Below are 25,476 nucleotides of genomic sequence, written 5' to 3'. Positions count from 1 at the left end.
TAGAGCCATGTAGGGGCGATCTATCGCGGTTGCACGATAGGTGTCGACATGAGCACCTGCTTCCGCGAGCGCGTTGACTGAATCAAACTGTACGTAGCCACCCTGACCGTTCGGACCTTCAAGAGCTTGCGTGCCTGGGAGATTTGCCAATCGACCACCATGCCCACCACTTTCGGGCGATCTTCGCGAAACTGCTATCAGCTTCGCGTTCAAGCGCTCTGAACTTCTGCTGCTTCGCTTCGGCCTCTGCCTTGCGTTCCGCCATCGGATTGATGCCAGTAGCTAGTAGCCTCTTCGCCGCGAAGTGAAGATCTCGAGCTTCCTTGGGAGCGACAACTGGGTACTCCCCAAATGTCATGTTCTTCTCGCTGCCATTGAACTGATAGCGCCAAAGCCAAAGCTTCGTGCCTGTCGGCAAGACCAGCAGACTGAGCCCCCCTCCGTCGAGCATCTTGTACTTCTTGTCCTTCGGCTTCGCATTTTTGATCTCTTTGATCGTCAGTGCCATCGTGTGCCCCAAAGTTTGGGGAATTTATTCCCCAATGAAAAGGGTGGCTCTGGTCGCACCCCCTCGGCCCCCTTCGCACGCTATTTTCGTGTAAGTCTTTGCAAAAACAAGAACATCCTCGCGTGCGAGGATGTTCAGAGAGGTACGAGGAAGATCGGTAAATGGGTGTATTGGTTGCCCCCAGGGATTCACGGACATTGAAAGTAAAGTGGATAGCAGGCTTTCCCACAGCATTCCCCAAACTATTCCCCATCCATGAAAATGGCACTCACTGATCTATTTCGCCGCGCACTTCGCCGCATTTTATTTCCACTACGGGATTGAGGCCCACGTTACCGCCGTGAAAGAACTGAAGTAACCGCAACTGTAAGTGAATGCTGAGAAGCAGGGTGCATCGGTAAGATTCTAAGAAACAGCAACTGGCAGCTATCGTGCTCCACAAGGTCCGCGACGAGTAGGGAGAGTCTGTGGAGCACGACAGATCAGTCGAAATGATTGCTCGATCTCGATCACCCCCAGCGCTAATAAGCGAACTCACTATTTTCGATTTTCCTGTATATCGCTAATAGCGACGCGGTTCTATTTGCGCGCTTGAACCCTATGAGTGAACCAAACAAGCTGCCCGGCGACGCCTAGTTCGCCGGCGATGCCCGTTGCGGTAATGAAGGGATTTGCGGCCAGCAGATCGACGATCCGCAACGGGGTATTGGTGGGCTCGCCAGCTACTTGCCGTTGCCATTGGGCAAGAATCAAGTTGATACGACTTGCACGGCTCAGCGCGACTCTGGGCAAGGTGAACGTGCTAGTGAACAATGCCGGCGTCTAAAAAGGTTGAAGAACTCTTCGCGCCCAGGTTCGATATGGGCACTGTGCTGAATGTATTGAGGAGACCAGTACCGCTCCGCAGTTTCATAATCGCGCTGGTTGAAGAGCGTCTCGAAGGCCTTCAGTACGAGTGACTTATTGCGCTCCTGCAATGTGTCCTTCATGGTGTTTCCCTCTAGCCGGATCATTCCTGCTAGGCAAAGACGCCCATCGGCTGACAGAGCCATCTACGCGAAATCAACTCTCTGAAGCCTTGACGCTCGACGAAAGAAACAGACTTCTCGCTACCATGATTCGGAGAAAAGGAACCATCGACGATCAAACGGAACCGGTAACCGCTCTATTTAATTCGTTCTTCCGCGGCTTGCAATTCCCGGCGATCTCTACCCATTAGCAGATACACCGATTGCAACCAATCGTTAGCGCGCTCATGTGGGCAGACGGTCCAATAAAGACCATATCGTCGGGCATTTCACAGAACTGGCCCATGAACGCCAAATTCTTTGGACCTTCCAGCACCACTTCAGGGCGGTCGCCCTTGGATCGGCACAGAAACTGACTCGTGATGAAGGACATCATGCGAGGGATTCCGAGCAAAGAATGTGCGGCGAATCGAGGCTAAGAAAGGTTCGCCTTATCTACCTCTCTCGTCACAAGTATTTCGGTCCGATTCCGTCCAAGACTTTTTGCCCGGTAGAGAGCCTGATCCGCAGTGTGAATTAATTCAAGTGTATCGGGCGGTACGGAACCATCATAGGTGGAAATTCCGATGCTGACGGTAACCACTCCTGAGGGTGAGCTAGGGTGCTCAAGGTGGAGATTGGAAATCGCACTATGAAGGGTGTGCGCCACAGTCGCGGCTCCGAAACCATCCGTTGCTGGTAGAAGGACGACAAATTCCTCACCGCCATAGCGTGCGAGAAAGTCCGTAGCCCGAGGCAGTGCTCGATGGAGCGCTTGCGCAATCTGAACCAGGCAGTCATCCCCCGCCAAATGTCCCTTTGCATCGTTCAACTGTTTAAAGTGATCGACATCAATCAGCAACAGAGAGAGCGGTTGGGCAAAACGATGCGCAGCGCGGACTTCAACGTCGATCCTCTGATCAAATGCTCTTCGATTAGGCGCTCCGGTAAGTCCGTCGGTACTGACGAGTTCGGTAAGTCTTCCGTTCGCGTGGGCCAGAGATTCTTCAGCTTCGATCGCTCTCTCATGCAGGATGATATTCATGGCGCAGTAGCAACCGATCGATAATACAACGGCCGATGTCCCGATGTAGAAGTCAGACCGGGAAACGAAAAGACCCAGCAATAAGAGTGCCAGGCTCAGAAATACGGGACTGCCGATGCGGACGATACGGACTATGCGCGGAGAACCGTAGAACGACGGCAGAGGACGCGATGAAGTCATGAAGATGATCCCAGCCAGCAAGAGGGGAGGCGCAGACAGGAAAAGATCCAGCCACACATAGTCGTGCTTCATGAGAATGCGGTTGTGGACGGAGTCCAGGATTGCGCTACTTCCCAAAAACATCGAGAGGCAGACAAAGAAGCGGCGCTCATTTACCTGATCCGCTCCAAAAACGCGGATCATAGCCGCAATCCAAAGAAAGATTCCCAGCACATCAAATAGATTCGAAATAAAGACCAGCGTTGCCGGCTCAGGGTTAGTGTGAATCGGTAGAACAGAAAAAATAAGCACATAGAAGAGAGCACCGGTAGCCAGCGAGAGAACGACCTTCATGATGCGGAACAGGAGATCTCTCTGTGTTCCGGCTCGGAGCGATACAACGAGCAGAAGGGGCACGCCATCAAGCGTCCCCAAAAGGACCTGCCGTGCAGGAGCCAGAGTCGCTGTCTTACCCTGCCACTCAGCGATCATGTCGAGCGACATGGCCGTGACATGGAGCAAGAGGGAAAGCGCGAGGAGACACCAGAGCATCCTGGATTGTCCAGATGTCTTGCCTGCAACGGTTAAGCATGCGCTTACTGCAGCCAACTCAGCTATGACAATGCCAAGAGTGGAGAGTGGCGAGAGCGATTCGGGCAGCAAGCACGCCGCGAGTCCGTGCACGAGCAGATAGCCTAGGACGCCAGCTATGACGAGGACTTGCCGGCCAGCTTGTGAGCGCTCAGGCATGAGTTTTCATGACTATATATTATGTCTGGAATACTCGTTTTTACAGGGCTAATACGTCGATATGACTAATCCTGAGATTTAGTCAACACCAGAGGCTGGTCTACCAACTGGACACGATTGCGCCCAAGGGATTTTGCCCGATACAAAGCTGTATCAGCTTGCTTCACCATTGATTCCAGCGACATAGAACTGGCTAACCCATCAAAGGTAATCGCACCAATACTGGTAGACACATTCAGAAAACCTGCTTTTGTGGCGAAGGGTTCTTGCGCAATAATTGTGCGTATGTGCTCAGCCCGCGCCCATAAGTGGGCAGCTTTACAGTCGTTCAACACCAGCAGAAACTCTTCGCCTCCATAGCGCCCAACCCAATCGGTTGCTCTTACCCCATTCTTTAACCGGAGGGCGAACTGCTCCAGGACCTCATCTCCCACAGGATGTCCATGCCCGTCGTTGATCTGCTTGAAATGGTCGATGTCACAAAGCAAAATCGATATCGCGTTGCCGCCATTCATGGAACGCTCTATAGCTTTTTGCAATAAGGCGAGAACAGCCGAGCGATTCCATAATTGAGTCAACCCATCGTGCGTCGCACGAAAGTGCATAGCTTCGCGTGCTTCAACCAGCGTGTCTTCCAATTGGAGAATGCGTTGCCCTGTCAGTAAGCGAGCTCTCAACTCTTCAGCATTGCATGGTTTGGTCAGGTAATCATCCGCACCAGCCTCCAGACCCGCAACAGTATCTTCATTAGACTGTTTGGAGGTTAGAAGCAGGATAAAGACATATGGCGCGTCCTGCCGAGAGCGGACCCGGCGGCAAACCTCAGGTCCATCCAACTCCGGCATCATCCAATCAATCACTGCAAGCCTTGGTCCATCTGGGCGGCATAGCTCCAATGATGCTGCTAGACCATCCGCAGCAACGATAACCTCATAACCGCCGCGCTCCAGCATGCTCTGCATTAAGCGACGAGAAACGGGGTCGTCATCAGCCACTAATATCTTCATTGGACAGGCTCCGTGCAGAGCTCCTGTAGCCTGATTTCCACCTTCTGCAACTCCCTCTGGAGTTCTGTCAAAGTTGAATGCAGAAGCGACAGATCCCCTGAGTTACCCATCGCTTCCATCGTTTCGGCCAGCCTGCTGGCGTTTGGCGCAGCAAGGTTCGCCATAGCTCCCTTGAGTGCATGCCCTACCCGGCGGATTGCGTTGCTATCTCCTGTCACTAGAGCTGCGTGCGCAATTTGAATTTGCTGGGGGTAATCCTTACTAAAGATCTCTGTCAATTCTCCAAGGAGCACCTGATCGCCATCGATTCTCGCCATCAGTTCTTCAGTATTGATAGAGGTGTCAGCAGATTCAGATTCCGATTGCGTAGATAGAGGAGCGATTGAGGCCGTATAGCCTTCGAGCATCGCATCAAGTGCCTGAGAACTGATCGGCTTAGAGAGATAACCATCCATACCTGCTTCCAGGCAACGTTCTTGATCGCCTTTCATTGCTAATGCAGTCATTGCGACAACAGGGCAATGGAATCCAGTGAGCTTCTCTCGTTCACGAAGTGTCCTCGTGGCTTCGAGGCCATCCATCTCCGGCATTTGAACATCCATCAGGACCAAATCAAACGAAGATTTTTCGAGCGCGGCGAGTGCCTCTTTTCCATTCTCCGCCACCGAAACCTTATGACCGCGTTTTTCTAAAAGGCGCTTCGCAAGCTTTTGATTGATGGCATTGTCCTCCGCGAGGAGAATGTTCAAAACCTTTGCGGAACTTAGTTCCTCACGCAAGGTGGATTGGGTCACCATATTACCTTCTTCCCCGTGCTGCTCCTTCGCCTGGAGCACGCGTAAGATCGCCTGCCGCAGCTCGACTTGACGCACCGGCTTCAGCAAGTAGGCTGCGATGCCTAACTCGGCACATCGCGCCGTGTCACCACGCTTACTACCTGAGGTCAGCATCATGATGGTTGCAGTCGAAATGTCGGCTTTCTGCTTTATATTTTCAACAAGACCGAACCCATCCATATTAGGCATTTGCATGTCGGTTAGAACCAGATCGTACGGAACTCCAGACTGAACTGCAGCATGCAGCTTAGCTAACGCCTCTTCACCACCAGAAACAACAGTCGGAACCATACCCCACCGTGTCAAAAGTCCTTCCAGGATGCGCCGATTCGTCCGGTTATCGTCAACGATCAAGACTTTCACTCCATTCAGAGCCTTGTCCTGAACAATGTGGTCGACTTCGATGGGTGTATCGACATATTTCATAGGAATGGTGAAGTGAAACTGCGAACCGACGCCAACTTCGCTTTCAACCCAGAGCTTGCCCCCCATCATCTCGACAAGGCATCTGGATATTGTGAGTCCAAGACCAGTGCCTCCAAATTCACGTGTTGTCGATGTATCCGCTTGATTAAACGAATCGAAGATCGTCGTCAGTTTTTCAGGAGCGATACCTATCCCGGTATCGGTAATGATGAAATGAAGGATGGATTTTTTCTCTTCGATAAGGTCGGATTTTACTTTGAGCGAAATTTCTCCCTTGCTTGTAAATTTGATAGCGTTTCCGATCACATTAAGAAGGATTTGCCGCAGCCGTCCCGGATCGCCGGACACCACCTCCGCAATATGCGGAGAGACGTCGCATAAAAGTTCGAGACCTTTTTCATCCGCTCGCAAAGCAAGGGTCTTGAGCGTCCCCTCAATACAGTTGCAGAGGTTGAAGTCAATCTCTTCCAACTCGATCTTTCCGGCTTCAATCTTTGAAAAATCGAGGATGTCATTGATTACATTGAGCAATGCATCGCCTGAAAGCTTAACCGTTTCCAGATAATCTCTCTGCTCTTGAGTTAGCTCCGTCTCAAGAGCCAAATCGGTCATTCCGATAATTCCATTAAGGGGAGTGCGAATTTCGTGGCTCATATTCGCGAGAAATTCGCTTTTCGCCTGGCTGCTGGCCTCGGCAGCCCTGACTCTCTCTCGTCCCGCAGCTTCGGCTTCGATCATGCGGTAACGCTGTTCGCTTAATTCAAGTTGTACAGCCTGCAGGGAATAACGGCGATCCAGTACAGAGGTCAAGATGACAATGCCGAGTAGGGCCAGGGTAATAATTACAATTCCGGCGGTGTTAAGATCACTCGCTCTAACTACATTCACCAGGTTGGAGTCTTTTCCTGGCATGAGGTGAAAACTAACGGCGGCCATTCCGACATAGTGCATGATTGGAATAGCCAACCCGAGTAAAATCGCGCTTCCGAATCGGCGCCAGTTCCAGGTTGAAGCGTCTTTCCGAAATTTGAAGGCAAACAGTAAAGCAATGAATGAGATAGCAATTGCCAGAACGACCGATAGCAGAACGATTCCGTAAGAGTAAACACACATCGCAGGTAGGCGCATCGCAGCCATACCGATGTAGTGCATGGCTGCGATTCCGCACCCCATGAAGACGGCCCCACCCAAAGCACGCAAGGTCCCCATAGTTGCCCTGCTCACTACCGCAAGAGCGCCGAATGAAGCCAAAATCGCTGCAAGCATCGAGAGCAGGACTGTAGGCAGGTAGTAATTCACTTGTACCGGTAGATGAAACGCCTCCATGCCGATGAAGTGCATGGACCAGATCCCAATGCCAAACGCAATGGATCCACCACACAACCAAGTCAGCCGAACCCACCCACGAGCTGCGGTGATACGACCGGCGAGATCTAAAGCTGCGTACGCAGCAAGGACGGCAATAACTATTGACAAGCCAACCATGCGCATGTCGTAGAAACCAGCTAGAGCAGGACTGTGTATCTCCATACCGCACACCTTTTCTATGTTCCAGGACCACCCAATACTACAGTGTGTTATCGTAAAGCACTCTCTCTAAGCTGAATATCTAGCTTCCTGACCGGTGTTTAACGTCGAGTAAAGGTCGTCCTATGTCGGAGAGAAACAAAGCAAGCCCAGAATCTCACGATTCGCTGGAACAAGTAGAGCCGAGTAGTGATGTGACAGCACTCTTTTCCAGCCTTCAACTAGATCAAGCTCACTACAAACCATTTACGCGGCGCCGAGGACAAGTCTCCACATACACGGAAGAACCTGAAAAGGCTGTACCCGAACGCGAAGGGCGCATTCAGGTTGGTTTTTTTTCGTCAATGGGGGGATCAGGCAAAAGTACCCTCGCGGCTAGTTTAGCCAGTATGCTTTGTCGTCGTGAAAAGCGGGTGTTGCTCATCGACACATCTCCCTGGCAAACCCTTTCCTTTCACTATGGGGCAACCGAACTACGCCCGGGTATGCGCTCTTTCTTCGCTCCGGAAGGCGGAGAGTCAGCCGTTCATATTGCAGTCTGCACCCAGGATGATGCTGTAGCTCCCGATCTCACCAGCCTTATCTCGACTATGTCTTTGGATTGCATCCTCTTTGATATGGGTGGCTTATCAGGCACGACGCTGTTAGCTCATCTTCAAAGATGTGACATCGTTCTGGTCCCGCTTTTGCCAGACGCGTCTGCAGTGCGCCTGGCGTTAGCAGTGAAATTTCTTCTAGACGGACTCAATACCGTTCCTGCGCGAGTCATGTTCGTCCTGAACCAAATGGATGATTCTCCCTCGTCAAGAGAGATCCATAGACTCCTCGCCCAATCGTTAGGAGGGCATCTGTTTCCTTCGGTCATATACAGGCAACCAGAGGTTCAACAGGCTATGGTCCATGGCATTGTCTTGCCGTCCTATGCCCCAGAGGCCCAGGCAGTAACCGTTTGCGATGAGATCGTACGCTGGATCCAACTTCCGGAACCAGCACGAATAAAGATAGGGCAACGCTGGAGTGAGCGATGAAGAGACTCGGCTTTCTGTGGGGCACTCTTGGAAGTAATGATAGTATTTGGGGCCGCGCCAGCCGAGCGATCTTATACCTTATCTTCGGATTACTCACCTACCAGTATGTAACCTTACGTTTTGACTGGAAGCAACAGGCGATCGTCGGAACATTGACGCTAACCGTCGGGTTTGTGCTCTATACGTTCTCGCGCGCCTATGTTGCGACGCTGATGTTGATTATTGCTTCAATGCTCACGACCTGCCGATATGCCGTTTGGCGCGTCACGCAGGTCTATCTGGCCGTAACGAATCCTAGCGTCGATTTACATCCAACAGAGCTGTTCTTCATGTTTCTCCTGCTGGCCGCCGAGATGTACGCATTTGCAATCTTGTTGCTGGGATTTCTCCAGATGATTTATCCGTTACGGCGTCCGCCCGTTCCCTTGCCGTCCGATATTGAGACGTGGCCGGACGTCGACCTGCTGATTCCAACCTACAACGAACCACTTTCTGTTGTGCGGTCGACTGTCCTGGCCTCCGTTAACATCGATTACCCAAGCGATAAACTGCATGTTTACCTGCTCGATGATGGCAGGCGGCAAGAGTTTCATGAATTCTGCAAGCTGATCGGCATTGGCTACATCACTCGCAATGACAACTTGCACGCTAAAGCTGGAAATATCAACAGCGCCCTCAAGAAGATGACATCTCCCCTCGTGGCGATCTTCGATTGCGATCATTTGCCGACACGCAGCTTTTTACAGTTGACGGTGGGTTGGTTTGTAAAAGAGCGAAAGCTCGGGATGCTGCAGACCCCACATCATTTTTATTCCCCAGATCCATTTGAAAGGAACCTGAAGACCTACGGCACTGTTCCTAATGAGGGAGAACTTTTCTACGGCCTGCTGCAGGATGGCAATGATCTATGGAATGCGACATTTTTCTGTGGGTCCTGCGCTGTACTACGCCGAACAGCACTTGAAGAGATTGGTGGCATCGCTGTAGAGACGGTTACAGAAGATGCCCACACTTCACTACGAATGCAAACCCGCGGATGGAATACCGCCTATATAAACATCCCTCAAGCTGCCGGTCTCGCGACAGAGAGCCTCTCAGCGCACGTAGGGCAGCGCATCCGTTGGGCACGGGGAATGGTCCAGATATTCAGAATCGACAATCCCCTCTTCGTGAGAGGGCTCAAACTCGCGCAACGCCTGTGCTACTTCAATGCAATGGTGCATTTTTTGTATGCACTACCGCGACTAATTTTTCTGACTGCCCCTCTGGTCTATATGCTGTTTGGGCTGCGCAATATCCCCGGCTTGTGGATCACAATCGCCGCTTATGCATTTCCCCATCTCATCCTTTCCACAATGACCAACTCTCGCCTGCAGGGGAAATATCGACACTCCTTCTGGAATGAGATCTATGAGACGGTGTTGGCGCCCTACATTTTGGGACCGACTATCCTCGCCCTGATTAATCCCAAGCTGGGCACCTTCAATGTCACGGCCAAGGGAGGAATCGTCAAGGAGCGCTATTTTGACAAAACAATAGCGCGACCCTATCGACTCCTTCTTCTCTTTAACTACATCGGTCTGGCTATGGCACCATGGAGATTTTTCGTCCACAACAGGGACCATAAGGGCGCAGTGCTCATGAATGTCCTCTGGATACTCTTTAATTGTGTCATCCTGGGTACGGCCAATGCGGTGGCGGTCGAAGCTCAGCAGAAACGAAGCAGTATTCGGCTCAATCGAAAGATGATGTTCTCTATTCGCTCTGCAACTGGGGTCATCACTCCAGGTATGTCTGTCGATCTTTCGTTAGGCGGAGGGGCCCTTACACTCGGCGTGGCTGCCCCTTTCAAACTGGGATCTTTGATCGATGTTATCTATCCATCGGGGGAAGATGTAACCCTTCCGGCGCGAGTTGTCTATTGCAACGGAACAAATCTTCGCTTCGAATACCTGCCGCTCTCGCTCGAACAGGAAGAGTTTCTAACCCTGGTTTTATACTCCAACGCGAATGCGTGGATCACGGAAAAGCATCCTGACGATCGCCCGCTTAAAAGCCTCGCTACAATCATCCGCCTATCCCTGCGTGGGATTAGGTATTCGATTACAAGCTTTATACCCCGCCGAAAGTCAAAGCCACTCGATGAGGCAACGGGAGTTGCCGCAACCCTCGTGCTGTGTTTAATCATGTTCTTCCCTGCCTTGTTACGGGCACAGGAACATCATACGGTCGAAACTGACACTCTTCACTTTCATAGCAATATCTCACTAGCAGATGCAGGATTGAAAGAGGGGATGATGCTTCGTGGCGCTGATAGTTCAGCGGGCGCGGTTCTTGTCCTAAGCGAATCGCAAGTTGCACAGAGTGGCATGCTGCATCTGCAATATCGTTTTTCGCCGGATATGCTCTCAGAACAAAGCCTTCTGATCGTATCTTTCAACAACACAACTCTTGCGAATCTTGCAATGCCGGCTCCATCCACCGGAGGGAATATTGCGATTCTCAATGCAGATATTCCAGTCCCTAGCGAGTTACTCGCCACAAGGAATACTCTTGACGTTCGTCTTCGTGGACACTATAGCGCGCAATGTGAAAACCCGGGTGATGCACGACTATGGGCACAGATACAACCAACTTCGACGTTTGAGTTGACAGGCTCCCTTTTACCCTTTGCGAATGATTTGACATCGCTTCCGGCGCCTTTCTACGAGAAAGAGCAAAGCATATCTTCCACGAGCATAAGGGTTACCTTCGGAGCATCTCCTTCGGTCCTGCTCCTGCAAGCAGCGGGCACAGTATCGTCGTGGTTCGGTGTTCAGGCTAACTCTCACAAGCTGACATTTCCTGTCTCGATCGGGCGACTGGCCCCGGGGAACACGATCATTGTTGCTCCTAATAATTCTCCATTGCTTGCATCGCTTGGAGAACGCGTGTACGGACCGCATCTGGCACTTCGCGTAAACCCGGTAGACGGCATTACAAAATTGCTTGTCGTGAGCGGTGACGATGATAGCCAGGTGCTGGCCGCAGCTCAAGCATTGGCAGCGGGGGGAGCGTTTTCTGGCGAAAGTGCGGCGGTAGAACCCCATCCACTTCCTTCGGGGCGAAGCATCGATGATGCGCCTCGGTGGGTGCAGACGACAAGCAAATCCTCGCTATGGAGCTATGCCGAAACGAATGTGCTGCGCAGCGATGGATCACAACCAATTCCTTCGTATGTTCGATTGCCTCCTGACCTGTTCTTTGGAGATGAGGAGGCAATCAAGCTGAGGCTTCAATACATCACCGAACACCTTCCCCCATCTCAACAGGCTTACCTCCGAGTAATCCTCAACGGATCCCCGATAAGCTATCTGCCGGTCAGTTCCAAGGGCGGGAATACCGCGGCACGGAATATTGATATTCCTGTTCCGGTTACTAATCTACGTCCTTTTGCCAATACGCTTCTCTTCGAGTTCCTCTTCCCCTCCAGGACAAAAGACTTCTGCCATCCCATTCCACCGTCGGATGCAACGGGAACAATTCTTCCTACCTCCAATTTGGATTTACACCAACTTCCGCATTGGTCTAAATTGCCGAACCTTGAGCTTTTTGCAAATGCTGGGTTTCCATTTACACGATATGCAGACCTCTCTCAAACGACGGTTATTTTGCCTGAAAGACCTTCCGAGCGCGAAATCACAACGATGCTCGATTTGCTCTCATATTTCGGAGCACAGACAGGTTATCCTGCACTGCGCTTTCAGGTAGGGACCACCAGTAACTTGAATGAGGATCGTGACCTGCTGATTATTGGCAGCAGTGGCGATATTGCCACCAATCCCGAGATTGAAGCGACGCTACCAATTGTCCTGCAGGACGCGGGACTTACCCGACATCTAGACACGATGTTTTCCATGGTGCAGCAGCTTTGGGGCAAGCTCTCACATCTCAATATGGAATCCTTCAGCGATATATCGGGAGCGAAGGAGCAGTCGAGACTCGACCTTAGCCTTAGTTCCCCATTCGATTCACTCATCGAAATGATGGAGTCTCCATCACGAAGCCGTCGAACTGTTGTAGTCGTAATACTGGGAAGAAGCATGCAAAACCTGTTCCCCGCGTTTTTAGATATCGCCTCTTCTGGCGATATTCACGGTAACGTTGCGATGCAGCATGGCACGCATTTTGATTCCTTTGTAGTCGGTCAATCCAGCTACCATATAGGCCACATTTCGGCTTTTCTAAGAGTTCGCGCATGGATGCATCAATACCCTTGGATAGGTGTTTTGCTTCCGTTCATTATGGGATTGCTCTGGGCTCCCTGGCTGCACGCTCGCCTGAAGCACAGGGCTGAAGTGCGGATACGTGGGGATCTTGCATGACAATCCAGATCATCGCGGCTCTGCTTTCGCTCGGATTGAGTTCGATCCCGCAATCTTCATGGCCTTTATGGACCAGCTACGCCAACCACTTCATACAAGAGGATGGCCGCGTTGTAGATCCAGATCGTGACGACCTGACAACCTCCGAAGGGCAAAGCTATGCCATGTTCTTCGCGCTCGTCGCTAATGATCGGGCACGTTTCGACCATTTATTTCTCTGGACCGTGAATAACCTGGCAGGCGGCACGATCGAAACAACTCTTCCGGCCTGGAGTTGGGGTAAAAAAACAGACGGGAGTTGGGGAATAAAAGATACTAACTCTGCAAGCGATTCGGACCTATGGATAGCCTACGATCTCATTCAGGCAGGGAGGCTGTGGAAGTCTCCGGTCTATGCAAATACCGGGATGGGGCTACTCAAGTTAATCGCAGAAAAAGAAGTGTCCCATGTGCACTCTTTCCCTATTCTTCTGCCGGCGCAAACGGGATTTGAGCATGATGGAATGACCGTGATGAATCCCAGTTACATGCCACTGTTTCTCTTGCAATCGGCTGCCACGGTACAGCCTGAAGGCCCATGGGGAGCAATGGCGGCATCTCTGCCCTCTCTTGTTCGCGGAGGAACTGCTGCAGGTTTTGCTCCAGATTGGATAAAGATAGAGCCTGATGGAACAATGAGCTCTACACCTCCCCTTGATCTCAGTACAGAACAGGCGACAGGAAGTTATGATGCCATCCGTGTCTACCTCTGGGCCGGTCTTACGTCTTCGAACACTCACGGCCGTGATGATCTCCTGAAGGCGCTTTCAGGAATGACCTCCTACATGAGGACACACCCTTTGCCTCCGGAGTTCGTCATCGAAGATAAGCCAGAGGTCCGGGGGGATGGCCCAATTTCCTTCTCTGCGGCGCTTATCCCTTTTCTACAGGAATCTCGGGCGCCTGAAGCTGTCGCACAGCAGAAGAAACGCCTGAAGGATGCATTGTCAACAGGCACAGGTTTATATGGGCAACCTCCCCGGTATTACGACCAGAATTTAGCAATGTTCGCACTTGGCTATACGGAGCATCGCTTCCATATCCAGAGCAATGGCGAGTTGGAGGTTCCATGGCAAAGATGAGTTCTCCTGTACTGAAAAGACTGTTACCGATTGTGTTCTGCTTAATTGTCAGTGCCCCTGTTCGGGCAGCGGCGGCAGATTCGCCAGCGATCAAGATGCTGCTAAATCGTGCAACCTCACAGGCTCAAAGTGGTCATTTGGATCTCGCTATCTCTACATGGAAGCAGGTCCTTGCCGCCGATCCCAACAATATTGAAGCGCTGCGAGATCTCGCTGGGGCCGAGATGCGCCAGGGCCATCAGGAGGCCGCCGATATCTATATTCAACGACTGCGAAAATCAGGCGCGAACGAAACAACGATTAGAGATCTGCTGGCAATTCATACACAGTCTTCAGACCTTGAACTTTTGCACCAGGCCGCCATCCTTACAAAGTCCGGCAAATACGGCGAGGCGATGGAAATATATCGCCAACTCTACGGTAAGAATCCTCCAGCAGGAGAAGTAGCACTGGTGTACTACGATACAGAGGCTGCACTACCGGCCGATCGTGTTCATGCCATCGAAGGTTTGCGCAAACTGGCACAGCAATTTCCATCCGATGAGCGGTACTCCGTCACTCTTGGCCGAGTCCTCACCTATGACGCGAACACTCGAACAGAGGGAATATCACTTCTGCGCCGTTACCCCAATAATCAAGATGCAGGGGATGCGCTCAAACAAGCCTTGGGGTGGGCCGAACGTTCTGAGGGTTCCAGCCTGGCGGCTGCATCAGAACCCTCTACTCCCCAGCAGCGTCCTCCGATGTCTGGAGTAGAACTAGCTGCAGGGTATCGCGCGCTGAACAGCGGAAACCTCTTGCTGGCCGACCAACATTTTCGCGCGTCCCTTGCACATGAAGTAACTCATGGACAGGCCAATGCCGGGCTCGGTTACGTGAGTATGCGCCAACAGGATTTCAGCGAAGCAGTGCATCAATTTGAACAGGCCAGATCTGGGGGAGATCAGGATGCAAGCCTCATGCAGGCCTTGTCGACTTCGAGATTCTTCAGCTTCATGAAGACAGGACAAAGCGCCCTTGATTCGGACGACACAACAGCCGCAATTGCAAACTATCGTAGCGCTCTGGCGTTGAAACCGGATAACCCGGATGCCTTGTCGGCCCTCGGAGGAGCTTTTCTTCGAACCGGCCACCCCAAGGACGCGGTGCCTTATCTGGAACGCGCCGTTCGGGTCGACAGCTCATCGTCGTTGTCCTGGCGCGGCCTTTTTCTCGCCCAATCGCAATCTGCCGAATTTTCGGCGGCCATCAGCACTGCGGAGCGCATTCCCGTAAATCTCCGCACAAAGCTCGAGAATGATCCTGAATTTCTCCAATCGCTTGCAGCCGACTATGCTGCGATAGGCCAGCAGTCCCAGTCCGATCACGTCCTGACTCGCGCATTGGCCCTGGCGCAAGCTGACAGCGATAATGAATCCTCAACCGCGGCCCAACTACGGTACGCTTCCCTTTTATTGGCAGCGAAGCGCTATAACACGGCCTCGCGGGTGTATCGAAGAATACTTACGACAGACTCCGATAACGGCGATGCCTGGAGCGGACTTGTAAGCTCGGATCATCTGGCGGGACGGGATGCGGAGGCACTCCGAGAGTTTCGGCAGATGCCGGCTTCCGTATCTTCCACTGAACAGGATAACCCTGGCTTTTTGTCGATGCTGGCAGGCATCTATCAGTCGCAGGATCAGATAAGCGCGGCGAGGGAGGCTCTCAACCGGGCCCTCAAAATCGCCCCGTCTCTTTCAATAAGGTTGCAACTGGCTTCGATGGAGCTATCGAGCGGTGACAAGCAGTATGCCGTGGAAGAATACGCTCGAATCGTAGATGAGCATCCGGGGTCGAAGGAGGCCTGGATCGGTTGGATCGAGGCACTTCACGCCACGACTCGCGACCGTGAGGCCCTTGGGCAAATCCGAGAGATGCCAGAGGATCTAAGCGCTACCTTGCAGAATGATGCCGAGTATCAGCAGACCCTGGCATCGATATACAGCGGTGCAGGCAACAAGGCACGAGCGTTTGACGCTATGGAGCAGGCCAATGATATCTATGCCAGCCAGGGAATAAGTCCTCCGATCAGCTTTCAGATACAGGAAGGGTGGTTATTTCTGCAATCGGGCCAGGACGCGCGCCTCTCCCACGTGATCCAGAATCTGAGCAATAACGACGCTCTCACGGAAAGCCAGCAAGCGCAGCTTACCCAGCTATACGCAACATGGGCGGTTCAACGCGCAGCCCAACTAAATTTAGTTGGCAAGCATGTAGAGGCCCTCGCCGTACTAGCCGCGGCGCTCAGGGCCTTCCCTTCCGATATCTCGATCAACAATTCCCTCGCGGCCGCCTACGCCGCGGACGGAGATCCGAAACGCGCCGTCATGCTCTATAACCGGCAGGACATCTCCAAAGCAGATGCCTCTATCTGCGAAGCGGCGGTTCGAGCGGCACTCGCCGCAGGCGACCAAAAGCAGGCACTATCCTGGCTACAGACTTCGCTTGATCGCTTTGGGAAAAATGGGAAGATCCTGGAACTTGCAGCCGAATTCGAGGTGAAGCGAGGTGATTCTCGGAAAGCGGCAGCATATTATCGCGCAGCCTTGGAGGCAGCGGGACCGCCAAGCATAGCCGAGCTCACAGCATCGACCGTCACTTCAGGTTCCAACAGGGGCGCATCCTCTGCCAGCCAGGATTTATTCCGTATGTTGAGTTCGTCTAACGACAAGCTTAATCAGAATCAATTCGACGAGATAGCGGACACCAGCCGTAGCAACAGAGAAGCTCTTTGGCCAGTACGCTCGACATCGAATTCGGACGACAATCTAATCGCGCACTCCGAAGTCGAGGAACGAGGCGGCTACGCATCTTTGCCTCCAAGCGAAACCTCTGCGGCACGGCGAAAGAGCTCCCACAAGCCTGCGGTCAATCAGGATCTGGCGACTGACACATACCATGATGACCTCATCCCACCTCCTGCAACGGTGTCTCACACGGCAACCTCATACTCCGCAAGGACGAACAACAATGAAGATTCACATGTCGCAAACGCCCCAGACTACAGCCCACGTGCAGCAAATCCGCATATCAACCGAGTCACACATCGTGAAGCAGCAACTGGATTAGCGCCGGACCTGCCCGTGTCTGAAGCTGAAGCCCACTACCCCGCAATCCCGCATGGCACCCTGTCTGACCAGCCCCTCCAGGAGACGCTTCGAGACAATACGCCTCCAAGGCACAGGACTTTCAACACAGGAGAGAGCATCCCAACGGCAGACTCAACGCTGTTAGACGCAATGCTCACCCCCGTCCCATCGCAAACTGAAGCTCTGCCGCCGTTGACAGGCTCTTCAAATATCGTGCCGCAGCCTTTGACACCGCGGCAACAGATACAGGATCATCTGGACGCAATCGAAAGCAGCTCCAGTCCCTATCTAGGGGGAGACTCTTCGGTCAATTACCACAATGGCCAATCTGGATTCGACCGGCTTACGATCTTCAGCGCCGATGTCGAAGGGGCCGCGATGATCAACCCTGGAGCCCGATTTACGTTAGTGGTGCACCCCACTCTTCTCCAGGGCGGAACGACGGATGCGGGGGCGACCTACCAATTGGGAACCCTTCCCCTCGGCGCCGTCTCCAACGCCCAGACCGCCTCAGGTGTTGGCGGTGAACTGCAACTTCGGACGCGTAGCGTTGGCGCCGCTCTGGGCTATACTCCCCATGGCTTCCCCGTAGAAAATGTAACGGGACGTTTTCTTCTTCAACCGAATGCAGGTCCCGTAACTCTGAGTTTTGAACGTCAACCGATACAGGACTCGCAGCTCTCCTATGCTGGTCTATACGATCCCGGATCGGCTACATCGTCTTACAGTGGAAATATCTGGGGTGGCGTAATCACTAATGCGGCTTCCGTACAGGTCAACCATGGAGATGGCATCTCGGGTTGGTATATGGAGATCGGCGGCCAATATATAACGGGACATCATGTTGAGAACAACCGTCGTATCGACGGATACGGTGGAGCTTATTGGTCCGTTTGGGAGAACCCAAACTATGGAAAACTTACAGTAGGAATGAATTTCTTTGGAATGCACTACGCAAACAATCAAAGATTATTCACCTATGGCAATGGAGGTTATTTCAGCCCGGAAGCCTACCTACTGAGCAACATTCCAGTCACGTTTGATGGCCACCATGGCACGAGATTCCATTATCAAATCGCCGGCGCCGCCGGCATTCAGGCCTTCCAGGAAGGTGCCAGTCCCTACTTTCCAATCGATAATTCTCTGCAGGTTGCTGCAAAGAACCCATTCACCACGGAACATACCAGTGTGGGAGTGAACTACAATCTGACCGGAGAAGGTGCCTACCTAATTACCAAAAATTGGCATCTTGGTGCCTTCTTCAGCCTGGACAATGCGAATGAATACAACAACGATCGAATTGGATTCTTTCTGCGTTATGCCTTCCACCCACAATCCTTGGAGTCTCCGAGCGGTCCAACCGGCTTGATCAAAAGCCAGGGCTTGCGGCCCTTGCTGATTCCGTGACCCGCTCAGCTTTGCGTATTGCTCACCGATCAGTCAAGCTTGATACCGTCTTCGCCAGTCTGAAGGCAGAGTCCAAAGTCTCTCGGGCGGCTAGATCACGATGGGTAGGAGTGCGGGAAATCAGGTCCCTGATCGTGTCAGCATGATCGAACCTTCTTTTGCGGCCATCCGTCAGCCAGCTCTTGATATCCGGGAACTCAACGCCCCAAAAGGTGTGCGTACGCTCGCCGCCGGGCCAGTCATCGAGAAGAATCACGCTCTTGCAAGTGCAGCACATGCGGCCTTACTCCCGCATCCGTGTCGTCGATGCACGTTCGCCGTCCCTGTCCGAGGCCCAAACGAAGAAAACGCGCAGATGTAAATTGACAATACACGATGGACTTAATAAGTGTGGACACGAGACTCAGATATCAATACTGTTCCAGTAACACTCCCCCTGCAAGCGGGCACTGTCCTATCCATCTCAGTGCCTCAAGGAACTCCTCCAATGAAGCGCTTTATGAAATCTCTTTCTTATGGAGAAAGGTTGATCCCACATGTACAAAATGTGGAGAACCACTAGGTACTGGCACTTGCGAAGATTGCACCAGCTAATGGATAGAGCGCACAACCTGGTAACTGGTAGATTACGGTGTTCCACTCCAAATGGCCAGCAATTTTACAACCTAATATTGAGGTTCCAGCATGACCGCCTTGCGAAAGTGCCCTCGTTGCAAATCGATTGACTCATTGCGGGCGCATCGCAAACTTCTGGAACGGCTTCTGCCTTTGGTAAAACCCTACCGCTGTCTTGATTGCCAGTGGCGATTCCTCTCGTTTGAACAACACCAAAAGAATCAGCCGCTATGAGCGAGCGACCTTACAGTCCGAAAGCCCCCACACCGCGCACAACAAAAGGCTAGCGCGCAATGGACTGGCCTTCGTAATTTTCGTGAATCTGAATTAGACCGTGACGCCACGAGTTGCCATGATCTTCCGCAACTGCGCTATGAAAAGAATATCCTCTAATCAATACTGCTGCCCTGAGATTCTCACTGAGATCGATACAAAGAATGCACGACTACAACACATTCCCTCTCTGCTAGCCAGCCCTCCTTCCACCTCAGTCACGCGCACACCGGGCCCTCGCATTTCATCTTAGGCTTGATCTGCTGGGCCTTATGGCTGCTAGTCCAATTCGTGCAACGTCCGACTTGAATCCGGAAAACAATGCAATGTGGCGCGTGAAACGCGCTGATGGACCGGGTCATTCGCACATGGGGACTAAATAACAGTCCACGGTGTTTGTGAGATCCATGAACTATCCATCGCTTTCTCAGCGAACGGTTGCGGTCGCCTGTCGTTTTAGGTCCACAACTAACGGCAAAGTGACCAGCCAGACGCTGGTGGGCTTCGCTGACCAGGGTTTGCCAGCGCCAATAGGTCCTGTGAGCGTGACGATAGACCCAGAGCTCCGCTTCCTTGACCCGGGTAAACCGCAATTGCAACAAAACACATGCGCAGGAAGCCATCGGAACGCATCCTTCGTGTAGCAACAAACAGTCAAATGGGTCCCCAAGGGGTCCCCGAGCATCAAGCGGATTTGCTGTCCGCTGCGTGTGACGCGCCCCTTCCCTCCATGCCATGATGCGTACATGGTGCGCGAAGAGCTCCGCTGTGGCGAAAAATACGGCTTCCGCGAACGGCCATATCGGCTCGTACATCATCCCCGACCTCATCGCCGCTGGCCACGAGGTCACCTGCTTAGCCAGGTCGGACGCGTCCGCAGCGGCGGTGTCCGCGCTCGGCGCCAAGGTGTGTCGCGGGGATATTTCCGACCTGGATGGGTTCAAGGAGGCGGCGGCGGTGTCCGTTTTCCACACGTTTACACAGGCTTGCAGGGTGTCGCAGAAGAATCCATAAAACCCTCATAATAAAACACTTATATGCCACATCTTTGTGACTCTGAAGGTCCAGACAACATGCCAGCTCATCTGAAGACGGCACTGACTCAGGTTCAATTATCCATATCTGTGGTGAAGCTCGCTCTCGCGCTGGGCACCTGGCAGGAGGTCTACCTTTCTTTTTGAGCACAGAGGTCTAGGTCGAGATATTGGAAACATCTTCTAGAGCGTATTCCTCATAGCTATTAAGAGCATGAAAGCGTGTTCCGTAACCGTTGCCCTAGGGAACGCCAGCAGCTTCCTTACTTAGTTAGCTTCACTGTGCCTTTGCGCAAGAGAATGTTGCCGTAGGGACGTCTCTCTCCGGTGACGAGCACGGCGTAGGCGCCTCGTGCACGGTCCTTGAAGTCAGCCGTAGATAGCGTACCCAGCTTCATCTCCACGTCTTCGAATTCGGCGATTGCCTGTTGAAACTCAAGAAAGATGGGTTGTTCGTTGGCGGGGTCGGACTTGGCAATCATTCGCCAGCAACCTTCAGGGTCATTTCGTTCAAGCGGCAGTACGGAAAGGACCGCCCGCAACGCTGCGGGCGCAGGGACGCCGTCCAGCCGGATAACATTCACCTTGCCCGGATCGCAGGCGTAGTTTGCGTCCACAATGGCAATCTCGTGACGGTGCCCCATTGAACTAAGCACCTTGAGGAGCTCCGGGGATAGAAGTGGGTCAATTCCTTTAAGCATGATTTCTCCTTGATTCGGTTGGGGACTGCACTTAGCCTTCTCCACGCTCGAGAAGCGTATCGAGTTGGTCGAACACTCTAGGTGCGCCGGCAACGACCCGATTTCCATTACGCAAGGCATCGCCAGTGAGGTAATCGTTCACCTTGCCCCCGGCCGCTTCGATGATCGCAATTGCACCCAGGCAGTCCCATGAGTGCATGTGGGGCTCGACATGCCCCAAAAGACGGCCAGCACCGACGTACACGAGCGATAAGGCTCCTGAGCCGTTGCGGAAGAACATGCCTTTGCCCGCGAGGAGCTTTGTCAAGGAGTCAAAAAGGAAGGCGTGTGGAGACCGAGGTGAGAAGCCGATACTCACCAAGCCCGCCGAAAAGTCGGTCCCGGGATTGGTCCGAAGAGGGACACCGTTGACTGTAGCCGGGAAGCTCTTGCCTCCGACGAACAACTCCTCGCAAGGAGGGTTGTAAATTAGACCGAACTCTAATGTTCCGTTCAATACAAACGCAATCGAGACGCACCAGTTCGGCATTCCGCAAAGAAACGGTTGCGTCCCGTCTATGGGGTCAACGACCCAGATACCGGACGCGTGATTGAGGTCCGTCATGCCACTTTCTTCGCCGAAGAACGCGTCTTCCGGAAAATGCGTGGCGAAGCTCTTGCGGATCAAGTCCTCTGTATTCACGTCGGCTTCACTGACCAGGTCATGCGAACCTTTGCTCTTGACCGTAAGGGTTCCGATCCTGCGAAAATAACCGTTTGCCAAAGCTCCGGCCTCCAGTATCACCTCGCGTGCGATCTCAAAGCGTTTCCGTAGAGCCTCGCTTGGAGCAATGGGCATTGCATGGGTGGTATTCAAAACGATCTCCTTGTACGTGCAACCGCTAAGCTATCTGTTTCTCTTTCCTGAATTCGATCTTGTCGACAGTCTCTCTTTCGCCTTATTGCTATCCATCATCAAACAGTCGGCGTTGAGCCTCCGTCAATTCTGAACGTCGTTCCTGTCATGAAGTCACTGAGCGGGCTTGCGAGATAACAAACTGCCGCCGCAATGTCCTTAGGCTCACCTAGTCGATCAACCGTCTGATGGACAATATTCTTCAGAACATATTGCCGTCCGTCCTTTGGGTCTTGCGTCCCCGCATGCTTCTCAGCGATCTGAAGGAACCAGGAATCTAGCTGAGGCGTGTCGATCAATCCTGGCATGATTCCATTGGATGTCACTCCCGTTCCGGATAGAGCTTTCGACAAGCTGAGAGTGAAGTTATTGAGCCCCGCTTTCGCTGCACCATACCCGCCAAACTGTACATGCGGCGAGATAGCATTCCGCGACGAAATCTGAATCACTCTGCCCCAACCGCGCTCGCGCATAGCGGGAACAAGAGCTTTGACGAGACGGACTGCGACGAGCACATTATGCTGATAATTTTCTGCCCATTCCTCGAGTGGAGCATCGAACCATGAAAGATGCGCAACACTGGCAGAGCCGCCAACATTGTTTACCAGGATATCGACACCGCCGAAGGCTTGTTGAGCTGTCTCAACAACAGTTGCAGCCCCGGCTTCCGAATTGAGATCCCCAAGCGCCACGAATGCTTGACCTCCAGCGCTCTCAATCCTTTGGGCCACTGCCCTCGCTCGTGTTTTGTCGCGCCCATGAACGACTACTTTAGCTCCCTCCGAAGCAAGCATTCTTGCGATCTCGGCACCAATTCCAGAACTGCTCCCAGTAACAAGCGCCCGTTTCCCGTGAAGATGTAAATCCATAAATCAGCTCCTCTTTGATAGATCGAATCCGTAATACGATGTCTTCTCCAACTTCGCTATCTCATCAATGATCCAGCAAGACATCCTGTCACAATCCCGCTCCACTGTTTTCCGATTTAGGGGAGTAGACGTCCTGAAAAGTCTGAATCATCGTGTTGATTTGATCGGGCACAAACAGAGGAGAGAAGTGGCCTGATCCCAAAGTCTGAGCGGTAACAAGCTGTGGTGTGAGCCTCTGAAGTTGAATCAGATCAGTCATCAAGATTGCTGCGCCTATATAGGCAACCGGCACATGACAGCCTGCGGCAACAGAGGTCGAATCATAGTCCAACAGATGGTTCTTGAGAGTGGATGTCAGAACGTGTTGCGGGGCCTTCGGCAAGGATGTAATCAGTATCCTTTTCTTTTCTTCATCATCTGTGGGAAGTAATGTCGACGCCATTGCCTGCCGGCACGCGGTAACGTAGTCCGGCCCTGCCAGGGCTTCAACGACCGGTTGCAGTGAATCGCGAAACGGTTGGGACGAAGAAATGATTGAATCAATCAAAATGATCGAAGCAGGAACCTCTGGATGACGGGCCGCCAACTCGAGAGCTACATTTCCACCCATGCTGTGGCCCACAACGATCGGTCTCACCAATGCAAGTTCACCACACAGCCACGCAAGGTCATCCGCGAAAGAAGCCATCGTATAGTCTTGATCCGGCGCGTCGCTGTTGCCATGGCCACGAAGATCGACCGAGACGACACGGTGAGATCGGCTGAAGAACTCTGCCTGCTGCGCAAAAACAGCATGATCGCAACTCCATCCGTGCACAAAGATAATCGGTGGCGCCCCTGGGTTAAGGTCCTCGTAAGCTAAAGCAATTCCATCTCTCTTTATCACTTGCATTGATGCACTCCTGTACTGGTTGGGAAGGGATGCGGCGAACTGTGCCGCTTATTCCGTCTGAAGATCGATTGACAACCTGAGTATTCGATCGTCAATTCAATTACGTTTCACCTGTTGTGCTGTATAGCTTGAGCCTTCCTTTGTGAACAGAGATCAAAGCGCAGCTTGACGAGCCACACCGTCCCGAGGCTCTCTTCGCTCCTGATGGCACAAGAGTTCCAGGCTGGAAAGCTGATTCGAGAGAGCCAGATATTGATGAACAAATGTGATGGCTGTGCTTCCTTCGCCAACTCCTGAGGCGACTCGTTTGATTGAGCCGTGGCGAACATCACCGGCACAAAAGATTCCTGGCACGGTCGTTTCTAGCGGATACGGAGAGCGCAAAAGTGGCCAGCTACCATGGGCGTCTCCTCCGGTACAAACGTAACCGTGCTCATCGCGGAGCATTTCAACAGGTAGCCATGCAGTGTCTGTCTTTGCGCCAATCATGACGAATAGAGCATCTATCTTCCGGGTCTTGATATCTCCCGTTTTGCGATCCGCTGTAGTGATAGCTTCAAGGTTGAAGACGCCATTTACCGACGTAACCTCCGTATGCGCCTCCACGCGGATATTCGTCTTTTTCTCGATCTCTGCGACGAGATATTGCGACATGCTCTGAGCGAGACCGTTCCCGCGGACGATCATCGTAATGCCGGCTGCATAGCCCGAGAAATAAATTGCGGCTTGCCCCGCTGAATTCCCCCCACCGACAATGAATATGTGCTTTCCGATCACGGCCATTGCTTCGGTCCTGGATGCTCCGTAAACGACTCCGTGGCCGATCATCTTTTCAATTCCATCTGCCTCGAGTAAGCGCCAATCGACGCCCGTTGCCAGCACAACTGAACGCGAACGAACCTTCAGGCCTTCATTCAGTGTGACGGTCTTTTCCTCACCAGTTACGTCGATTCGCTCGGCCCTTCTGGTAATCACAATCTCCGCGCCGAAGCGACGCGCCTGACAGAGTGCTCGATCACTGAGCTCGTCTCCAGAAATCCCGCCCGGGAACCCCAAATAGTTCTCGATTCTTGAAGAAGTTCCCGCCTGTCCCCCAGGCGTGGCTTGCTCTACGATCAGAACTTTGAGACCTTCTGAAGAGCCGCAGACTGCCGCGGCCAAGCCCGCAGGGCCGGCTCCGATAATGACGACATCATAGGCGGTAGCATATGGTGTCGTCTGAATGCCAAGCGCTTCGGCCATTTCGCTTTCTGTCGGCTCAGGCAATATCTTTTGCCCGTCCACAATTGCTACCAACCCTTCGGTCGGTATAAGTAGATTCTCAGGAAGACGATCTATATCGAACGTTCGATCAATCCAACAATATGGAATACCGCAACGCGAAAGAAAAGTCAGGATGCCACGGCACTGTGCGTGCATCTCATCTCCGATAAGGACAACCCTCTCTGTTCGTGTTCGACGAATTGTCTCCTGAACACTGCGTACTCGTGTAGCCATGGCTCCCAGAATCCGATCGCTCCAACACCTCGACTCGGTGATCAGTTCGAGAAACTGTGACCTATCAATTCTTAGTATTCGAGAATCCACGCGCGCACGAAGTCCAACCAGTACCCTGGCGCCGAGCAGAAGAGGAACTTCTCCAAAAAACTCTTCGGCCTCATACACAATCATCGGCTCTGTTACTCCACCAATTTTTTTGAGGAACTCGACGCTACCTTCAAGCACCACAAAGAATGATGGAATGTCACCTTCTTGAGCCAGCCACTCTCCAGCTCGTACCCGAAGATCTGCAGCCGTCCTGGAGATCTTCTCTCTTTGTACTGGCGACAAAAGCTCGAAGAGCGGTATCTGTGCGAGTTCGAACGATGTGACCATCGCTGT

16 protein-coding genes are annotated in these 25,476 nt (G+C 52.6%); 6 read left to right on the top strand and 10 right to left on the bottom strand.

Going from position 1 to position 25,476, the window contains the following annotated elements:
• Positions 1–118 precede the first annotated feature (118 nt).
• The 5 genes from ACIX8_RS10905 to ACIX8_RS25210 form a co-directional block, all read right to left on the bottom strand.
• The gene (locus ACIX8_RS10905) at positions 119–508 is read right to left on the bottom strand and encodes an Arm DNA-binding domain-containing protein (protein ID WP_044176567.1); all 390 of its coding nucleotides are present in this window, start codon (positions 506–508) and stop codon (positions 119–121) included.
• 1,215 nt (positions 509–1,723) lie between these two features.
• Complete coding sequence (locus tag ACIX8_RS10895; RefSeq protein WP_223295514.1) at positions 1,724–1,930, bottom strand: oleate hydratase; 207 nt, start codon at positions 1,928–1,930, stop codon at positions 1,724–1,726.
• Between the two features lie 21 nt (positions 1,931–1,951).
• Complete coding sequence (locus tag ACIX8_RS24545) at positions 1,952–3,073, bottom strand: GGDEF domain-containing protein (protein WP_190273767.1); 1,122 nt, start codon at positions 3,071–3,073, stop codon at positions 1,952–1,954.
• A gap of 461 nt (positions 3,074–3,534) precedes the next feature.
• Positions 3,535–4,476: a diguanylate cyclase gene (locus ACIX8_RS10885; RefSeq protein WP_014265390.1), complete on the bottom strand. Its 942-nt coding sequence runs from the start codon at positions 4,474–4,476 to the stop codon at positions 3,535–3,537.
• Entirely contained in the window at positions 4,473–7,268 is a 2,796-nt protein-coding gene (locus ACIX8_RS25210) for a response regulator (protein ID WP_014265389.1), read from the bottom strand. Before ACIX8_RS25210 ends, ACIX8_RS10885 begins: the two co-directional genes overlap by 4 nt.
• 122 nt (positions 7,269–7,390) lie before the next feature.
• Here ACIX8_RS25210 and ACIX8_RS10875 point away from each other — a divergent pair, with 122 nt between their 5' ends.
• From ACIX8_RS10875 to ACIX8_RS25205, 6 genes are all read left to right on the top strand, one after another.
• Positions 7,391–8,293: a ParA family protein gene (locus tag ACIX8_RS10875; protein WP_014265388.1), complete on the top strand. Its 903-nt coding sequence runs from the start codon at positions 7,391–7,393 to the stop codon at positions 8,291–8,293.
• On the top strand, positions 8,290–12,657 hold the full coding sequence (gene bcsA, locus ACIX8_RS10870; RefSeq protein WP_014265387.1) for a UDP-forming cellulose synthase catalytic subunit: 4,368 nt from the start codon (positions 8,290–8,292) through the stop codon (positions 12,655–12,657). Before ACIX8_RS10875 ends, bcsA begins: the two co-directional genes overlap by 4 nt.
• Positions 12,654–13,778, top strand: a complete 1,125-nt coding sequence (gene bcsZ / locus ACIX8_RS10865) for a cellulose synthase complex periplasmic endoglucanase BcsZ (RefSeq protein ID WP_014265386.1) — start codon at positions 12,654–12,656, stop codon at positions 13,776–13,778. The genes bcsA and bcsZ overlap by 4 nt, the downstream gene beginning before the upstream one ends.
• 95 nt (positions 13,779–13,873) lie before the next feature.
• A complete protein-coding gene (locus ACIX8_RS10860) occupies positions 13,874–18,316 on the top strand; it encodes a cellulose biosynthesis protein BcsC (RefSeq protein WP_190273766.1) in 4,443 nt (1,480 codons plus the stop codon).
• 1,656 nt (positions 18,317–19,972) lie between these two features.
• The gene (locus ACIX8_RS10850) at positions 19,973–20,218 is read left to right on the top strand and encodes an NAD(P)H-binding protein (protein ID WP_044176557.1); all 246 of its coding nucleotides are present in this window, start codon (positions 19,973–19,975) and stop codon (positions 20,216–20,218) included.
• Between the two features lie 23 nt (positions 20,219–20,241).
• Positions 20,242–20,385, top strand: coding sequence for a YjbQ family protein (locus ACIX8_RS25205; protein WP_083836661.1), 144 nt, complete (start codon positions 20,242–20,244; stop codon positions 20,383–20,385).
• Positions 20,386–20,501: 116 nt separating this feature from the next.
• Here the strand turns inward: ACIX8_RS25205 and ACIX8_RS10845 are convergent, their stop codons facing one another.
• The 5 genes from ACIX8_RS10845 to ACIX8_RS10825 form a co-directional block, all read right to left on the bottom strand.
• The gene (locus tag ACIX8_RS10845; protein ID WP_014265382.1) at positions 20,502–20,939 is read right to left on the bottom strand and encodes an RbsD/FucU family protein; all 438 of its coding nucleotides are present in this window, start codon (positions 20,937–20,939) and stop codon (positions 20,502–20,504) included.
• Positions 20,940–20,970: 31 nt separating this feature from the next.
• Positions 20,971–21,795, bottom strand: a complete 825-nt coding sequence (locus ACIX8_RS10840) for an inositol monophosphatase family protein (RefSeq protein WP_014265381.1) — start codon at positions 21,793–21,795, stop codon at positions 20,971–20,973.
• Between the two features lie 98 nt (positions 21,796–21,893).
• A complete protein-coding gene (locus tag ACIX8_RS10835; protein ID WP_014265380.1) occupies positions 21,894–22,703 on the bottom strand; it encodes an SDR family NAD(P)-dependent oxidoreductase in 810 nt (269 codons plus the stop codon).
• Positions 22,704–22,791: 88 nt separating this feature from the next.
• Entirely contained in the window at positions 22,792–23,595 is an 804-nt protein-coding gene (locus ACIX8_RS10830; RefSeq protein WP_014265379.1) for an alpha/beta fold hydrolase, read from the bottom strand.
• Between the two features lie 153 nt (positions 23,596–23,748).
• Positions 23,749–25,470, bottom strand: coding sequence for an FAD-dependent oxidoreductase (locus ACIX8_RS10825; protein WP_014265378.1), 1,722 nt, complete (start codon positions 25,468–25,470; stop codon positions 23,749–23,751).
• Positions 25,471–25,476: the final 6 nt, after the last annotated feature.

The organism is Granulicella mallensis MP5ACTX8, assembly GCF_000178955.2.
Classification (GTDB): Bacteria; Acidobacteriota; Terriglobia; order Terriglobales; family Acidobacteriaceae; genus Granulicella; species Granulicella mallensis.
Note: the sequence above shows the minus strand (reverse complement) of the source record. Positions and strands in the feature narration are given on the sequence as shown.

Bases quoted from the DNA above. Each gene is read 5' to 3' on its own strand.
- ACIX8_RS10905 (WP_044176567.1), bottom strand. From the start codon at position 508: ATGGCACTGACGATCAAAGAGATCAAAAATGCGAAGCCGAAGGACAAG.
- ACIX8_RS24545 (WP_190273767.1), bottom strand. From the start codon at position 3,073: ATGAAGGTCGTTCTCTCGCTGGCTACCGGTGCTCTCTTCTATGTGCTT.
- ACIX8_RS10885 (WP_014265390.1), bottom strand. From the start codon at position 4,476: ATGAAGATATTAGTGGCTGATGACGACCCCGTTTCTCGTCGCTTAATG.
- ACIX8_RS25210 (WP_014265389.1), bottom strand. From the start codon at position 7,268: ATGGAGATACACAGTCCTGCTCTAGCTGGTTTCTACGACATGCGCATG.
- ACIX8_RS10875 (WP_014265388.1), top strand. From the start codon at position 7,391: ATGTCGGAGAGAAACAAAGCAAGCCCAGAATCTCACGATTCGCTGGAA.
- bcsA (WP_014265387.1), top strand. From the start codon at position 8,290: ATGAAGAGACTCGGCTTTCTGTGGGGCACTCTTGGAAGTAATGATAGT.
- bcsZ (WP_014265386.1), top strand. From the start codon at position 12,654: ATGACAATCCAGATCATCGCGGCTCTGCTTTCGCTCGGATTGAGTTCG.
- ACIX8_RS10860 (WP_190273766.1), top strand. From the start codon at position 13,874: ATGCTGCTAAATCGTGCAACCTCACAGGCTCAAAGTGGTCATTTGGAT.
- ACIX8_RS25205 (WP_083836661.1), top strand. From the start codon at position 20,242: ATGCCACATCTTTGTGACTCTGAAGGTCCAGACAACATGCCAGCTCAT.
- ACIX8_RS10845 (WP_014265382.1), bottom strand. From the start codon at position 20,939: ATGCTTAAAGGAATTGACCCACTTCTATCCCCGGAGCTCCTCAAGGTG.
- ACIX8_RS10835 (WP_014265380.1), bottom strand. From the start codon at position 22,703: ATGGATTTACATCTTCACGGGAAACGGGCGCTTGTTACTGGGAGCAGT.
- ACIX8_RS10830 (WP_014265379.1), bottom strand. From the start codon at position 23,595: ATGCAAGTGATAAAGAGAGATGGAATTGCTTTAGCTTACGAGGACCTT.
- ACIX8_RS10825 (WP_014265378.1), bottom strand. From the start codon at position 25,470: ATGGTCACATCGTTCGAACTCGCACAGATACCGCTCTTCGAGCTTTTG.